The organism is Pseudomonas sp. UME65, assembly GCF_014170225.1.
Lineage (GTDB): Bacteria > Pseudomonadota > Gammaproteobacteria > Pseudomonadales > Pseudomonadaceae > Aquipseudomonas > Aquipseudomonas protegens.
This window is the reverse complement of record NZ_LZZQ01000013.1, coordinates 526,101-540,436: the sequence shown is the minus strand read 5'-3', so window position 1 is coordinate 540,436 and position 14,336 is coordinate 526,101. Positions and strand designations below refer to the sequence as shown.

Genomic DNA, 14,336 nt, shown 5'->3' with positions numbered 1-14,336 from the left:
TTATGGATGGTAGAGGTCATCCCGGGTCCAGGGCAGTTCATGGCTGCCATCGGCATGGGGCTTGACCGCAAGGATCTGGTGCAGGTTGATCCAGCCCTTGGCAAAGGCATAGGCGCAGCCCGCCAGGTACAGCCGCCAGATCCGTAGCGCCTGCTCCGGAACCTGCCTGGCGGCGGCTTCCAGATTGTCTTCCAGGCGTTCGCTCCAGTGATCCAGTGTCCGCGCGTAATGCATGCGCAGGCTCTCGACATCGACAATTTCCAGCCCCGCCTCGCTGATGAACGCCGAGATCATTGCCAGGTGCGGCAGCTCGCCATTGGGAAACACATAGCGCTCGATGAAGTCCCCGGCCCCGCGGCCCACCGGGCGGCCGTCGGTGTGCTTGGCGGTGATGCCGTGGTTCATCACCAACCCGCCCTCGCGCACGGCCCTGAACAGGGTCTGGCAGTACCCCGGCAAGTTGGCGTGGCCGACGTGCTCGAACATGCCGACACTGACCACCTTGTCGAAGCGGCCATCCTGGGGCAGGTCGCGGTAATCCAGCAGTTGCAGGTCCACCAGGTCGTCCAGGCCTTCGGCGGTCACTCGCTCGCGGGCCAGGGCCAACTGTTCCTTGCTCAAGGTGATGCCGAACACCTTGGCGCCGAACTCACGGGCGGCGTAGCGGGCCAGCCCGCCCCAGCCGCACCCGACATCCAGCAGGTAGTCCCCCGGTTGCAGGCGCAGCTTGCGGCACAGATGGCGGAATTTGGCTTGCTGGGCCTGTTCCAGAGACTCGCTTCCGGTCTCGAAATAGGCGCAGGAATAGGCCATGTCGCTGTCGAGCCACAGTTGGTAGAAGGCGTTGGAAAGGTCGTAGTGATAGGAAATCGCGGCTGCGTCGGTCGCCTTGTCGTGCAGCGAGCGCACCGGCTGGTTGCCGTCGTCATCGTCGAGCAAGGCCTGGCTCAGTTCGTCGCAGACCCGGATGACTTCGCTGATGGAACCTTCCAGTTCCAGTTTGCCCTCGACAAAGGCGCCCCCCAAGGCGTCCAGGCTAGGGTGAGTCAGCTGCGCCACCAATTGCGGGTCCTTGACCACGATCGTGACGTTGGGCTCCGGCCCCAGATTGAATTCATGGCCGTCCCAGAGCCGCAGGCGTAAAGGCAAATGCAGATTCTGTAAGGCCGGTGGAAGTTGCGCGAGCATGGAAAATCCCCCTTGTTTCAGACGTCTGAAATGAGGGTAGACCATCCTAGAAAATAGCAGGCTATCGATTTGATAGTGGTTTTCTATGATTCGCTGCGCATCACCAGGCCATCTTCGACCCACTGTTTCAACCAGGTAACCGCCTGCAGCGGGGCCCCCTCGGCATAAGTGACGGCCAGCCCGGCGCAGAGTTCCGCAAAATTCCACCGTTGCTCGATCATGCCCCGCAGCGCTGTGGCCTCTTCGGCTGGCAGGCTGCGATAACGGCAGACCCGGTCCGCTCGCCAGACCAGGCACAGCTGCTGCTGATCGAGTAAAGCACTGCGGGGGAAATCCGCCTGCTCCTTGACCGCGCGCCATTGGGCCACGCTGTTGTAGCGGCAGTCGAGCCATTGCACACAGGGCGCCAGGCGCAGTTGCAGCTGCGGCCATTGCTCGACATCCAGCCCGGCCATGGCCGCCACCGTCAGCACCTGGGCTTCGGCTGCGTCGAAGGCCAGGGTGAAGGCCCACTCCAGACGCGCCAGTTCCGCCAGGGGTGCGCCCTGCTCCGGCACCAGATGGCCCTGGATGAATTTGGCAAAGCCCTGCCCCAGCCAGCGCAGGCTGAAATGCCGGGACGGGCACTGGCGAATATAGGCCTGCGTCAGGGCCTGGAATTCTGCATCCCCCAACCAGTGCCGGATGGCCGGGAAGTCGCTGCCCATGACCTCCTGCAACCGGGCCATGTAGGCGTTGTGATAGATCGCCAGGCCGGTCTCGACATCCAGGGTCGGGCCACCGATCAGGCTGTCTTGCAGGACGGCGCGGGCCTGGGCCTGTTCACCCAACAGATAGGCTTCAAAAGCCAGTTGCCAGTCGTTCAGGCGCATTGCTGCCTCCCGGCCAGGATCTGTTGCCCGAGATCTCGGGCCTTGTGCAGTTCGCTGAGCAGCTCTTCCAGGGGTGGAAAATGATCGTCGCGCTCCAGCAGGGTGGCCACCGGCCCCAGGTGTTCAAGGGTGCGTTGATACAGCGCCCAGACGGGATCGCAGACCGGGTGGTCGTGGGTGTCGATCACGTAGTCGCCATAATCCTGGTGCCCGGCCAGATGCAGTTGCCGCACGCGCTGCGCCGGCAGCGCCTGGATGAAGTGCCAGGGATCGAAACCATGGTTGCGCGAACTGACGTAGACGTTGTTCACATCCAGCAGCAGTTCGCAGCCGCTGAGCTGGCTCAAGGCGGCGAGAAATTCCCACTCGCTGAACTCGTCGGCCGCCGCCCGCACATAACTGGAGACGTTCTCCAGCACCAGGGGGCGCTCCAGAATGTCCTGCACCTGACGCACTCGCCCTGCCACGTAGTGCAGGCTCTCCTCGGTGTAGGGCAGCGGCAGCAGGTCGTGCAGTTGATGGGCGTTGCCCCGGCTCCAGCACAGGTGATCGGAGATCCACGCCGGGTTTGCCCGGCTGGCCAGTTGCCTGAGCCGCAGCAGGTAATCCCGGTCCAGGGCATGGGGGCCGCCGATGGACAGCGACACCCCGTGCATCACGATGGGGTAGCGCTCGGCAATCGCATCCAGGTAATACAGCGCCTTGCCGCCCTGCACCATGAAGTTCTCGGACACCACTTCAAACCAGTCGACGTTGGGCGCCTCGTCGAGAATCTGCTGGTAGTAGGCACTGCGCAAACCCAGGCCATAGCCCAGGCTGGAAGAAAATTCAGACATCGCCAACTCCTTGCCAAGTGGCCGCAGTGGTTGCCAACCCCACTGCGGCAGCACTCGAACGCCGCTTACTCGCCGACTTTGCCGCCTGCTTTGTCACACGCGGCCTGGGTCATGGCCTTGAAGCCCTGGCCTTTGCAGGCGCCCATGCCCTTGCAGGCGTGGTCCTTGGTCTTGCAGTCGTTCTGCCCTTTGCAGGCGTTGACGCCGTAGCAGTGCACCTGGGCATCGGCAGCAGACGCTTGAGTCACGACACCGGCAAACAGAGTGGCGGCAGCAAAAGCCAGGGCAGCGCCGGCGGCGGTTTTCTTCATGTTCATTTTTGTTTCCTCAATAGTCGCAGGGGATCGGCGGGTGCTTGTGCAATCCCGTCATAGCACTAGAGAGAGGAAGCATCCCGGCGTTACAGCCGGGATGAAAAAAACTGCGCGGCGGCGTCTACAGCTTCAACAGCGGCTCCTGGAAACGCAGCAGGCGACCGGCATTGCCCAGCACCAGCAAGGTGCTCAGGTTGTGCAGCACCGCAGCGATCATCGCCCCCGCCGCCCCCAGCCAGCCGAACGCGGCAAAGGCGACGATGGCCAGGGTCCAGCCCAGGCCGATGATCACGTTGACCTGCAAGGTCCGCCGGCATTCACGGCTCAGGCGCACGCAGGTGCCCAGGCGTCGCAGGTCGCTGCCGATCAGCACCACATCCGCCGAAGCCAGGGCGATGTCCGCACCACCGGCGCCCATGGCCACCCCCACCACCCCGGCCTTGAGAGCCAGGGAGTCGTTGATGCCGTCGCCGACCACCATCGGCCGGAAGCCCTTGTCGATCTCCTCCAGTACCCGCTCAAGCTTGTCTTGCGGCAGGGCCTGGGCCTCGACGTCGGCGATTCCCACTTCCAGCGCCAGGCTGTCGGCCACACTCTGGCGGTCGCCGGTGAGCAGCAACTGCCGGCCCAACCCCAGTTCGCGCAACTCGCCCAGGGCATGCCGGGCCTCGGGTTTGACGCTGTCGGCCAGCAACAGCCAACCGAGAAATTCGCCATCAAGCGCCAGGCCGGCAATCGGCCCGTCGTGCCCCGGCACCGGGCTGGTGTCGATACCCAACTGGCGGAACAGCTCCGGGCGGCCAAGGGCCGCTTCGCCCTCCTCGGTACGGGCCACCACCCCCAGGCCCTGGCGTTCATGAATGTCCCCCAGTGGCCATTGCTCTTCCTGGGGCACCAGCCCTGCCAGGGCCCGGCTGACCGGGTGGCTGCTGGCCGAGCCGAGGCTGGCGGCCAGAGTGAGCAGGCTTCGCTGGTCTTCCCGGGGGCTGTCGATGGCCTGCAAACGCAAGGTGCCGTACGTCAGGGTGCCGGTCTTGTCCACGACCAGGGAGGTCAGGTCCGCCAGCTCCTCGAGAAAGGCCGAACTGCGAATCAGGATGCCGTGGCGCGCGGCCACAGCGATTCCGGCGATGGCGGTGGCCGGCGCCGACAGCACCAACGCGCAGGGACAGGCCGCCACCAGCACCGCGAGCATGGCTTGGGCATCGTTGGTGATGAACCAGGTCACCGCCGCCAACAGCAACACCAGCACCATGTAACTGCCGGCATAGCGCTCCAGCAAACGGGTGATGGGCGGCTTGGCGCGCTCGGCGCTTTGCATCAGGGCAATCACCTTGCCCAAGGTCGACTCCTCGCCGGTACGGGTGACCTGCACACGCAACAGCCCATCGAGATTGATTGCGCCGCCAAATATCTGCATGCCCTGAACCGCTTCCAGGGGGACCGATTCGCCAGTGATCGGCGCGGTATCCAGGCTCGCCTGGCCGGACACCACCAGACCATCGGCGGGCACCCGATCGCCGGCGCGTACTTCCACCAAGTCGCCGGCCTTGAGGCTGGCGTTGTCCACTTCCACGACGCTGCCATCGGCCCGTACCTGTCGCGCCAGGCTGCGGGTCAAGCGGCCCAGGGCGTCGATGGCTTCCTGGGAGCCGATCACGCTGCGCTCTTCCAGTACGTGGCCGAAGATCATGATGATCGGCAACAGGGCCGCGGTCAGCAGGTCGCCAGTGGCCCAGGCGCCGAGCATCGCCAGGGCGATCAGTTGGTCGGTAATACCGTGCAGGCTCGGGTAACGCAGGCTGAACCAGGCCGAGCGCATCACCGGCACCGCCACCAGCAGCGAGGCGACACCCAACAGCAACTGACTGACGCCCACCTGCTCTGGGGCCAGCCAGCGCCAGACCAGGCCAAGGGCCAGAAGCCCCAGGGCGAGCATGGCCAGGGTCAGCTGGCGGGCGGCGCTGCGTTGCTCGGCCGAGGTCAGCATGCTGGCGGGGGGCGCGGCATGGGTGGTGGCAGTCATTGTTCGGCTCCCTGAATGATCAGGCGTGAATCGTCTTGGGGATTGACCGTGGTCACCGAACCGGCTTGCCCGAGAATCTTCGGCAGGCGTTCACGGTAGATACGCAGCAGCATTTCCGGGTCGGTGCCGTTGCGCTGCGCCTGGGCCAGGCTCTGCACCGTGGCAGTCTGGGCCCGGGCCAGGGCCAGCCGTTCGCTGGCCTGGGCATGGGCCACTTGCAGGCTGCGGTCCGCCTGCTGGTTGGCGCCCTGGGTCAGCTTTTCCGCTTCGGTGCGGGCGTTGGCGACCGCCTTGTCGGCTTGCTGGCTGGCAGTGAGCACCGCGTTGAAGGCGCTGACCGCCGGGCCCGGCAGGCTCGATTGCACATCCACCCGCGTTGCCTCGACGCCAATGCCCTGGCCGCTGGTGGCCAACTGCGCCAGGCGCTGGTTGATGCTTTGCAGCAGATCGCCCCGCAGCCGCTCACGACGCTCGGCGGCCTGGTTGTCGCTACCGATCAGTTCCGGGCGCGCCACCAGGATGGTGTCCAGGTCACGGGCGGCGGTCAGGGCCACGGCGCTGCGGGTCACCAACCGATCCAGGGCCGGCAGCACGTGGTCAGCCTGGAGCACATAGGCGTAGGGATCGCTGACCTTGTAGAACACCCGCACGTCCAGCTGTACCACACCGGCATCGCCAGTCAGCAGGTAACCGGACCCGGCCAGGGTGTCGTTCAAAGGCGTGGCCAGGGTGGCAACCCGGTCCCCTTCCAGAGCCGCCTCGGAACGCAGCAAACCCTCCACCCGCCGCTCCAGTACCCGGTCGGCGGCGGGCAGCAGCACCACCTGCTCAAAAGGCTGGGGCCAGGCCAAGAGCAATCCGGCACTCTGCACCCTTTCCAATTTGCCAAAGTGCAAGACCATGGCCCTGTTCTGCGGGTCGATCTGCCGCACATTGGAGAAGGCCCAGGCCAGCGCCGCCAGTACTGTCACCCCGTACAAGGCGATGAATGCCAGACGCCCGGCCTGGATCCACGGGCTGCTCAACTCATTTGTTCCACGTGGAACCTTATTCATGGTTGCGAACCAGCGGCTTTGCCCGGCAGGTTTGGCGGGCCATCCACCAGCACCCGGAAAGGCGCCGCGTCGGTGCGCAGGATCAACTTGGTGCCCGGAGTCACCACGGTGCCCAGGGTGTCCAGTGAACGCAGCAGGTTGTACAGCTGCGGGGAACTGGCGTAGGCGCGGCCATAAATCTGCGCCGCTTCAACCCGGGATTGCGCCTCGATGTCCGCGGCCTTCACCGTGGCATCAGCCTGGACGATCCGCGCATCGCGTTCGGCGCCAGAGCGGATCTGCGCCGCTTCGCGCTTGCCAATGGCGGTGCGTTCCGTGGCGATGGTTTCACGCTCGGCCCGCATGCGGTCCACGGTGGCGGTCAGGGTCACCGAGGGCAGGGTCAGGCGCTCCACTCCCACCTGCACCACTCGCACTCCATAAGTGGAAAGCAATTGCTGTTCGATCTGCTTGCGCAGTTGCGCTTCGAAATCAGCGATGCGCACCTGGCTGGCATCGGTGTTCACCAGGTTGGCCAGATCGAAGCTGCTAGCGGTGGTTTCCAGGGCCGAACCGACAAAGGTGCGGATCTGCCGCGCCGCTTCGTCCGGCTGGTTCTGCACCGCCCGCATGAAACGCTGCACATTGTCCGCGTCGCCCTGGACCCGCCAGGCCACGTAGGCCTGGACGATAATCCGCAAACCGTCGCGGGTGCCCACATCCTGCAAGCCACTGGACGTGGTGCGCAGGCGCAGGTCCACCGGGATCGCCGCTTCAAAGGGTGCCGGCCAGCGCCAGTTCAGGCCCGGCTCCAGCAGCACCCGCGCCGGGTTGCCGAAGCGGGTGATCACCGTGGCTTCGCCGGAGCGCACTTGCACCAGGCTCGCCGCGGCCACGGCAAACAGCACCAGTAGCACGGCCCAGCCCATGCGCCGCCAGGGGAAAGGCCCGGCCTCGACCGGCGCCCCATGATGATGGTGGTGATGCCCGTGATGGTGGTGATGGCCATGCCCGTGGTCGTGGCCGGCGTGATCGTGGGAGTGGGAGGACTGGCTCAATGGACGGCTCCTGGCTGAGCGGCTTTACGCGGCGCCGAAGGGTCGGCCGGCAAGGTGAACGTACGCAGGTCGAGGGTCGGCGCGCTGTCGCCCCCCAGACGATGATCAAGAATCAGCAGCTTGGCCTGGCTCAGGCCCTGGCTCAGCTGGCTCAGGTACTGCTCGAGAACGAAGGCCTGCCCCGCACTGGCGTAGGCTTTCTGTTCGGCGGTAAAGCGCAGGTCGGCAGCCTGGGCCGCCGCCTGCACTTCGCGCGCATCGGCCTGGGCCTGGTCGCGGGCCACGCTGGCTTGCAACTGCGCCTGGTTGGTCTGCTCGGCAGCCGCTCCACGTTCCCGGGAAATCAGCGCCTGGGCGCCAATCTGCGCCGCTTGCACACCGTGGTAGGCATTGGCCGCGCCAGCCGGTGGATGGATGGCCTCCACTACCGTGGCGAGAATCTCCACCCCGCTGTCGAGCCGGTCCAGATCGCCCTGCACGGCCCTGCCGATGTCATCGGCCAGCCCGGTGCGGTCCTGGCCCAGCAGGCCGTCGAGGGTGCGCGAGGCAAAGTCGTGCACCAGCACGCGGCTGGCGGTGCTGCGGATCAGCGTCGGCACATCGCTGCTGTTGTAAGTGGCGGCCAGCGCCGCAGCGTCGCCCAGGCCGATGCGGTAGACGAAGCGCACGTCCATGTTGACGATTTGAAAGCTCTGTTGCTGGGCGTTGCCGCTGGCGATCACCTGGGATTTGTCATTCACGTGGCTGGCATCCCACAGGCGGTTGGCAATGGCGGGGGCTGGGCCTTCGGCGGGGGCCGGTTGAAGCGGCTGCGAGCTTTCGCCCACGCTGGTGGCCAGTTCATGGACCACGCCGTTTTCCACCGTCAGTACCCGCCCCAGGGGCCAGGGCAGGCCCAGATGCAGGCCCGGGCCAAAGACCTGTACCGGCTTGCCGAAACGCTCGTAAATACCGCGATTTTGCATGGAAAGTTCATGAACACCGGTCAACAGCCAACCTACCGCCAACACCACCAGCAATACCGGTACAAAGGCCCGGCGCATATAGGCGAAGGCCCAGATCTGCCGCAGATCGATGCCAAAACGGTTGTGCAATTCATGCTGCAGGCTGAGTAGGGGTTGGGGCGGCCAACGCAGCATGTCGGCAACAAAACTGTGGGCCAGAAGCCGTGGCTCCAGCTGTTCGCGCTGTGGGCTGAACAGCGACAGCACCGCGCGCAATAACAACTCGCCGGCCACCCATGCCGGCAGCAGCCCCGTCAGCACCGCCAGCCGTACTGGCCACAAGGCCGTGTCGCTGCTGAACAACAGGCACAGGGCGCTCACCAGCAAACAGATAATCGCCACCCGCAGCAGCTGCGCCAGGGCGCCGGCTTCCGGCCATTCCCCTGGGTGCTCCTGGGCCAGTTGGCGTTCCAGCACCAGCAGGGCAAACGCCAGCAGCAGAGCCAGCACCGCCACCACGCTGGCACCCAGGCCCAGAGCGGTGGCGGGCAACGACAGGTTGAACACCTGCACCACGCTATACAGGATCAGCAGCGACCAGCCACCAAGCCACAGGGTAGGCGCGCCGATCTGCTGCAACAGGCGCCGCCCGCGCAGGGTCAGGGCAGCCGCCAGCCAGCCCTGTGGCTGCCGATCCTCCCCGGCCTCGGGCGTGACAACCGGCGCCGGGGTGATCACCTCTTCGCGCCAGCGGCTGACCCAGCACGCCGATTGCAGCCCGGCCACCACCACCAGCAAGGCACACGAAAGGTTCACCAGCAGTGCCGGCCAGATGGTCAGCGCCGCAAACAGATCGACAAACACCGCCGCCACCAGCCCCAGCACCGCCAGGCCCAGCAAAGCGGCGCCCCAGCGCTGCAAACGCGCCGCATGGGACGCCGCCTGCTGAAACCGTGGCAAGGCAGCCACCTCGCCACCTTGCGTCTCAAGATCGACTTGCATACCACCCCGCCGCTCTGGTCCGGCCCTGTGGATAAACCCACAGGCCCGAAGAAATTCGAAACAATTCGTTACTATATAACGAGCCGAGTGAAATTTTTGTCCCCCGCCATGCCTTTTCATCTATTGCGTACGTCGTAGACACAGAGACAGCTGTTTGCTCATGACAAAACTTCTGATGTCGGCCCCCTGGCATTTAAGGCAATAATCCAGCCCTGCTCACCGCGTGCGACAAGGAACCGTCCCATCATGCTCTCGATTTACCAGCTCAAACCGCGCTTTCAGAACCTGCTGCGGCCGTTGGTGCAGCGCCTGTACGACAACGGCACCACGGCCAACCAGATCACTGTCCTGGCCGCCGTCATCTCGGTCCTGGTCGGCACCGTCATCGCCCTGTTCCCCGGCCATGCCTGGCTGTTCGCCCTGATTCCCCTGTGGATGATCCTGCGCATGGCGCTCAATGCCATCGACGGCATGCTGGCGCGGGAATTCGGCCAGCAATCGCGCCTGGGGGCCTACCTCAACGAACTCTGCGACGTGGTCGCCGACAGCGCCCTGATCCTGCCTTTCGCCCTGTTGCCCGGGGCCAGCCTGCTGCTGGTGCTGGCCGTGACCCTGCTGGCGCTGTTCAGTGAATACGCCGGGGTGCTCGGGCCCATGGTCGGGGCCTCGCGGCGCTACGACGGGCCCATGGGCAAGAGCGACCGCGCCTTCATCCTCGGCGTGCTGGCCACCGGCATCGCCCTGGGCTGGCTCAGCGCCCTGTGGATAAACGGCGTGCTGGCACTGGTCGCCGCACTGCTGGTCTACACCCTGATCAATCGGGTCCGCCAGGGCCTCAAAGAAGTTCAGCACAATGCTCCCTCTGCATAAGGAAATGGCTATGCGCGACGCTCAACACCAGACGTTCCGAACCCATGACGGTGTCGAACTGTTCTACCGCCACTGGCCCGCCACTGAAGTGGCCCCTGGCGAACCGCGGCAAGCGGTGATGCTGTTCCACCGCGGTCACGAACACTCCGGGCGCATTGCCCACCTGGTGGAAGAGCTGAACCTGCCCCAGTTCGATTTCTTCGCCTGGGACGCCCGTGGCCATGGCCAGTCGCCGGGCGCCCGTGGCGACAGCCCGAGCTTCGCTACCAGCGTGCGCGACGTGCAGACCTTCTGTGATCACCTGGGCAGCGCCCACGGGATCGCCGAGGAAAACATCGCTGTGGTGGCCCAGAGCGTGGGCGCGGTGATCGCGTCCACCTGGGTCCACGACTACGCGCCGCGCATCCGCTCCCTGGTGCTGGCCTCGCCGGCGTTCAAGGTCAAGCTGTACGTGCCCTTCGCCCGGCCCGGCCTGGCCCTGATGCGGCGCTTTCGTGGCAACTTCTTCGTCAACAGCTACGTCAAGGCGCGCTTCCTGAGCCACGACCCGGAGCGGGTCCGCAGCTATGACAGCGACCCGCTGATCACCAAGGCGATCTCGGTGAATGTACTGCTGGGCCTGTATGAAGCGGCAGACCGGGTGGTAGCCGACGCCCAGGCGATCCAGGTGCCGACCCAGTTGCTGATCTCCGGCTCCGACTTCGTGGTGCATCGCAAGCCCCAGGAGCAGTTCTTCGAGCGCCTGGGCAGCCTGCACAAGGAAAAGCACATCCTCCCGGGCTTCTTCCACGACACCCTGGGGGAAAAGAACCGGGCGCCGGCCATGGCCAGCATCCGTCGCTTCATCCTGCAGAATTTCGAGCGCCCGCTGAACCGCCCTGCCCTGCTGGACGCCGACCGCCTGGGCGTTACCTGCGCCGAGTCCGAAGCCCTGGCCGCGCCGCTGCCGCACAATTCCCTGCGCGACCTGTACTGGCGCGCCACCCGCTCCAGCATGCGCCTGGGCAGCCAGCTGTCGGCGGGGGTCAAGCTGGGCTTCGACACCGGTTTCGACTCCGGCAGCACCCTGGACTACGTCTACCGCAACCGCCCCACCGGGCATTCCGCACTGGGCCGGATGATCGACCAGAACTACCTGAACTCCATCGGCTGGCGCGGCATCCGCCAGCGCAAGCTGCATGTGGAAGAACTGCTGCGCCTGGCCATGGAAAAACTCCGTGAGCAAAACAGCGAAGTGCGCATCGTCGATATCGCCGCCGGCCACGGCCGCTACATCCTCGAAGCCCTGCAAGGGGTCAGCCCGCTGCCGGAATCGATCCTGCTGCGCGACTACAGCGATATCAACGTGCGCGACGGCAGTGCGCTGATCCAGGAAAAAGGCCTGGGGGACATCGCCCGCTTCGTCAAAGGCAACGCCTTCGACCGCGAGGACCTCGCAGCCCTGGACCCGAAACCCACCCTCGCAGTGGTCTCCGGGCTCTATGAGCTGTTCGCCGACAACCAGATGGTCGGCGGCTCCCTGGCGGGCCTGGCCAGTGCCGTGGAGCCCGGCGGCTACCTGGTGTACACCGGCCAGCCGTGGCACCCGCAGCTGGAACTGATCGCCCGCGCCCTGACCAGCCACCGCGAAGGCCAGGCCTGGGTCATGCGCCGCCGCACCCAGGCGGAGATGGACCAACTGGTGGAGGCCGCCGGCTTTCGCAAGGTCACCATGCGTGTGGATGAATGGGGGATCTTCAGCGTATCCCTGGCGCAACGGGTGCAATGATGGCCGCAGGCGCCTTGCCGGCCCGGGAGCCGGGCCTGCTGAAACCCGCAGTGCTCTGGCTGCTGTTGCTGGCACCGCTGTTCTTCAGCACCTACGGCTTCGCCACCTGGGTCACCGCCCAGCGCGACGACGTCGGCAGCATGGTCTTCGACTGGGAACGGCACATGCCGTTCTGGGCCTGGACCATCGTGCCCTACTGGTCCATCGACCTGCTCTACGGCTTCTCCCTGCTGTTGCCGCGCAGCCGTGACGAGCTCAAGCGCCACGCCCTGCGCCTGCTCACCGCCCAGGTGATCGCGGTCAGTTGCTTCCTGCTCTGGCCATTGAGCTTCACCTTCTCCCGGCCGGAACTGGACGGGGTTTTCGGCTGGCTGTTCGCGGTGCTGGCCGGCTTCGACAAGCCCTTCAACCAGGCGCCGTCTCTGCACATCGCCCTGCTGGTGGTGCTCTGGGTCTGCTACGCACGGCATACCCAGGGCTTCTGGCGCTGGCTGGTGCATGGCTGGTTCGCGCTGATCGGGGTCTCGGTGCTGAGCACTTATCAACACCACTTCATCGATGTACCCACAGGCGCCCTGGCCGGCTGGCTGTGTGTCTGGCTATGGCCGCTGGACCGTCCCAGCCCAGTGTTCAGTGCCCGTGCGGCCCAGGACCCGAAGCGCCGCCAGCTGGCCCTGCGCTATGGCCTGGGTGCGGCGCTGTTCGCCGGGGCAGCCTTTGCCTGGGGCGGCGCCGCGCTGTGGCTGATCTGGCCCGCCGTGGCGCTGTTGCTGGTGGCCTTGAACTACGCCCTGCTGGGTGCCGAGGGGTTCCAGAAGCGCCAGGACGGCAGCCTCAGCCCCGCTACACGCTGGTTGCAGGCGCCTTACCTGGCGGCGGCCTGGATCAACTCGCGGCTGTGGACAAGAAAACATCCACAGCCGGACCCGGTTGTGGATAACGTCTGGCTCGGGCGCCTGCCGACACCGGCCGAGCTCAAGGACAGCCCGTTCGACGCCGTGCTCGACCTGTGCGCCGAGCTGTCCCTGGACAGCCGCGGGCTGCGGGCCTACCAGAGCCTGCCGGTGCTGGACCTGTGTGCCCCCAGTGCCGAGCAGTGCCTGGCCGCCGCCCACGCCATCGAACGCCTGCGCCAGCAAGGGCCGCTGCTGGTGTGCTGCGCCCTGGGTTATTCGCGCAGCGCCACGGCGATTGCCGCCTGGCTGCTGCACAGCGGCCGCGCAGCCACGGTGGATGCCGCCATCGTGCAGATCCAGCGGGCCCGCCCGCAGATCGTCCTGCACCCCGCCCACCGCCAGGCGCTGCAAGCCCTGAGCAGCGCCGGGAGAACGGCCCATGTCCACTGAAATGCAGCTCTACAGCGTGGCCAGCCTGCTGCGCCGGGGCCGCGCCCTGGATCAGTTATCCACAGGCCTGACCCTGCTCGGAGCGCTGTATGGCCTGGGCCAGTACCTGCTGACCAGCGTCACCCTGGGCGGGCTGCTGGTCAGCCTGGCCCTGGTGCTGCTGGGGCTTGTGGAAAAGTACCTGGCGCTGCGGGTAGCCTTCGACGCCGACCTGTTTCAACGCGTGGCCGACGCCCCAACTACCCTGGAACACAGTACCCAGGCCCTGGACCAGGCCCTGAGCGCCCTCGGCCTGCAACCCGCGCAGCGCGGCGGCCGGCCCTGGGACCAACGCAGCCGCGGGGCCCTGGGCCTGCTGCGCCGCCAGGCATTACTGCTGGCAGCACAAGTGCTGGTGATACTGAGCGTGATCCTGGTCAGCCCCTGGCTGACCTTTGCCGGATAAGGAATGCCCATGTTCGAACCCCTGGTCGCCAATCTCATCACCTCCGCCGCCCGCAGCATCACCGGCGCCCGCAGCCTGTGGCTGGGCTCGGCACCGCGCGCGGTGCAGCGGATCTACTTCGCCAACCACAGCAGCCACGGCGACTTCGTACTGCTCTGGGCCTCCCTGCCGCCGGCCCTGCGCAAACTGACGCGGCCCGTGGCCGGCGCCGACTACTGGCAGAAAAGCAACCTGCGCCGCTACATCATCAATCGGGTGTTCAACGGCGTGCTGATCGACCGCGAGCGCAAGGAGGCTGTGGATAACAACCCCCTGCAACCGATGATCGATGCCCTGGAGAACGGCGACTCGCTGATCATCTTCCCGGAAGGCACGCGCAACCCCGAAGAAGGCCTGCTGCCGTTCAAGAGCGGGATCTACCACCTGGCCAAACGTTATCCACAGGTTGAGGTAATTCCGGTGTGGATCGCCAACCTCAACCGGGTCATGCCCAAGGGCCGCTTCCTGCCCCTGCCGCTGCTGTGCACCACCAGTTTCGGCGCCCCCCTGACCGTGGAAGAAGACGAAACCAAGGAACACTTCCTCGAACGCAGCCGCGCCGCGCTGCTGGCCCTGGCCCCGGAGCACGCCTGA

The 14,336-nt window shown here is 65.9% G+C and carries 13 protein-coding genes; 5 read left to right on the top strand and 8 right to left on the bottom strand.

The genetic code is table 11. The features are described 5' to 3' along the window. The 8 genes from cfaB to hflK (A9971_RS17275) form a co-directional block, all read right to left on the bottom strand. Positions 1–1,188 carry a C17 cyclopropane fatty acid synthase CfaB gene (gene cfaB / locus A9971_RS17310; RefSeq protein ID WP_183001264.1) on the bottom strand — a complete coding sequence of 396 codons (1,188 nt, stop codon included), beginning with the start codon at positions 1,186–1,188 and terminating at the stop codon, positions 1–3. 83 nt (positions 1,189–1,271) lie between these two features. Further along, positions 1,272–2,060: a DNA-binding domain-containing protein gene (locus tag A9971_RS17305; RefSeq protein ID WP_053160526.1), complete on the bottom strand. Its 789-nt coding sequence runs from the start codon at positions 2,058–2,060 to the stop codon at positions 1,272–1,274. Further along, complete coding sequence (locus A9971_RS17300; protein WP_183001265.1) at positions 2,051–2,896, bottom strand: DUF692 domain-containing protein; 846 nt, start codon at positions 2,894–2,896, stop codon at positions 2,051–2,053. The genes A9971_RS17305 and A9971_RS17300 overlap by 10 nt, the downstream gene beginning before the upstream one ends. 65 nt (positions 2,897–2,961) lie before the next feature. Further along, on the bottom strand, positions 2,962–3,213 hold the full coding sequence (locus tag A9971_RS17295; RefSeq protein ID WP_011064355.1) for a membrane protein: 252 nt from the start codon (positions 3,211–3,213) through the stop codon (positions 2,962–2,964). 118 nt (positions 3,214–3,331) lie between these two features. Next, positions 3,332–5,236 carry a cation-translocating P-type ATPase gene (locus tag A9971_RS17290; protein ID WP_183001266.1) on the bottom strand — a complete coding sequence of 635 codons (1,905 nt, stop codon included), beginning with the start codon at positions 5,234–5,236 and terminating at the stop codon, positions 3,332–3,334. Continuing rightward, the gene (hflK, locus tag A9971_RS17285; protein WP_015637558.1) at positions 5,233–6,291 is read right to left on the bottom strand and encodes a protease modulator HflK; all 1,059 of its coding nucleotides are present in this window, start codon (positions 6,289–6,291) and stop codon (positions 5,233–5,235) included. Before hflK (A9971_RS17285) ends, A9971_RS17290 begins: the two co-directional genes overlap by 4 nt. Beyond that, positions 6,288–7,328: a protease modulator HflC gene (gene hflC / locus A9971_RS17280; RefSeq protein WP_041120489.1), complete on the bottom strand. Its 1,041-nt coding sequence runs from the start codon at positions 7,326–7,328 to the stop codon at positions 6,288–6,290. The genes hflK (A9971_RS17285) and hflC overlap by 4 nt, the downstream gene beginning before the upstream one ends. Beyond that, positions 7,325–9,274 (bottom strand): protease modulator HflK, encoded by a 1,950-nt coding sequence (gene hflK / locus A9971_RS17275; protein ID WP_183001267.1) that lies wholly within the window; start codon positions 9,272–9,274, stop codon positions 7,325–7,327. Before hflK (A9971_RS17275) ends, hflC begins: the two co-directional genes overlap by 4 nt. Before the next feature lie 246 nt (positions 9,275–9,520). Here hflK (A9971_RS17275) and A9971_RS17270 point away from each other — a divergent pair, with 246 nt between their 5' ends. Genes A9971_RS17270 through A9971_RS17250 form a run of 5 tightly spaced genes read left to right on the top strand, consistent with a single transcriptional unit; the run spans position 9,521 to position 14,336 of the window. Next, positions 9,521–10,144 carry a CDP-alcohol phosphatidyltransferase family protein gene (locus A9971_RS17270; protein WP_011064360.1) on the top strand — a complete coding sequence of 208 codons (624 nt, stop codon included), beginning with the start codon at positions 9,521–9,523 and terminating at the stop codon, positions 10,142–10,144. Positions 10,145–10,154: 10 nt separating this feature from the next. Further along, positions 10,155–11,912 carry a bifunctional alpha/beta hydrolase/class I SAM-dependent methyltransferase gene (locus A9971_RS17265; RefSeq protein WP_183001268.1) on the top strand — a complete coding sequence of 586 codons (1,758 nt, stop codon included), beginning with the start codon at positions 10,155–10,157 and terminating at the stop codon, positions 11,910–11,912. After that, on the top strand, positions 11,912–13,258 hold the full coding sequence (locus A9971_RS17260) for a phosphatase PAP2/dual specificity phosphatase family protein (RefSeq protein ID WP_183001269.1): 1,347 nt from the start codon (positions 11,912–11,914) through the stop codon (positions 13,256–13,258). Before A9971_RS17265 ends, A9971_RS17260 begins: the two co-directional genes overlap by 1 nt. Next, positions 13,248–13,703 carry a hypothetical protein gene (locus A9971_RS17255; protein ID WP_015637562.1) on the top strand — a complete coding sequence of 152 codons (456 nt, stop codon included), beginning with the start codon at positions 13,248–13,250 and terminating at the stop codon, positions 13,701–13,703. Before A9971_RS17260 ends, A9971_RS17255 begins: the two co-directional genes overlap by 11 nt. A gap of 9 nt (positions 13,704–13,712) precedes the next feature. Beyond that, positions 13,713–14,336 carry a 1-acyl-sn-glycerol-3-phosphate acyltransferase gene (locus A9971_RS17250; protein ID WP_053154751.1) on the top strand — a complete coding sequence of 208 codons (624 nt, stop codon included), beginning with the start codon at positions 13,713–13,715 and terminating at the stop codon, positions 14,334–14,336.

Coding starts and splice junctions, on each gene's coding strand:
- A9971_RS17290 (WP_183001266.1), bottom strand. CDS start 5,236: ATGACTGCCACCACCCATGCCGCGCCCCCCGCCAGCATGCTGACCTCG.
- A9971_RS17260 (WP_183001269.1), top strand. CDS start 11,912: ATGGCCGCAGGCGCCTTGCCGGCCCGGGAGCCGGGCCTGCTGAAACCC.
- A9971_RS17270 (WP_011064360.1), top strand. CDS start 9,521: ATGCTCTCGATTTACCAGCTCAAACCGCGCTTTCAGAACCTGCTGCGG.
- hflK (WP_183001267.1), bottom strand. CDS start 9,274: ATGCAAGTCGATCTTGAGACGCAAGGTGGCGAGGTGGCTGCCTTGCCA.
- A9971_RS17250 (WP_053154751.1), top strand. CDS start 13,713: ATGTTCGAACCCCTGGTCGCCAATCTCATCACCTCCGCCGCCCGCAGC.
- A9971_RS17265 (WP_183001268.1), top strand. CDS start 10,155: ATGCGCGACGCTCAACACCAGACGTTCCGAACCCATGACGGTGTCGAA.
- A9971_RS17255 (WP_015637562.1), top strand. CDS start 13,248: ATGTCCACTGAAATGCAGCTCTACAGCGTGGCCAGCCTGCTGCGCCGG.
- A9971_RS17295 (WP_011064355.1), bottom strand. CDS start 3,213: ATGAACATGAAGAAAACCGCCGCCGGCGCTGCCCTGGCTTTTGCTGCC.
- cfaB (WP_183001264.1), bottom strand. CDS start 1,188: ATGCTCGCGCAACTTCCACCGGCCTTACAGAATCTGCATTTGCCTTTA.
- hflK (WP_015637558.1), bottom strand. CDS start 6,291: ATGAATAAGGTTCCACGTGGAACAAATGAGTTGAGCAGCCCGTGGATC.
- A9971_RS17305 (WP_053160526.1), bottom strand. CDS start 2,060: ATGCGCCTGAACGACTGGCAACTGGCTTTTGAAGCCTATCTGTTGGGT.
- A9971_RS17300 (WP_183001265.1), bottom strand. CDS start 2,896: ATGTCTGAATTTTCTTCCAGCCTGGGCTATGGCCTGGGTTTGCGCAGT.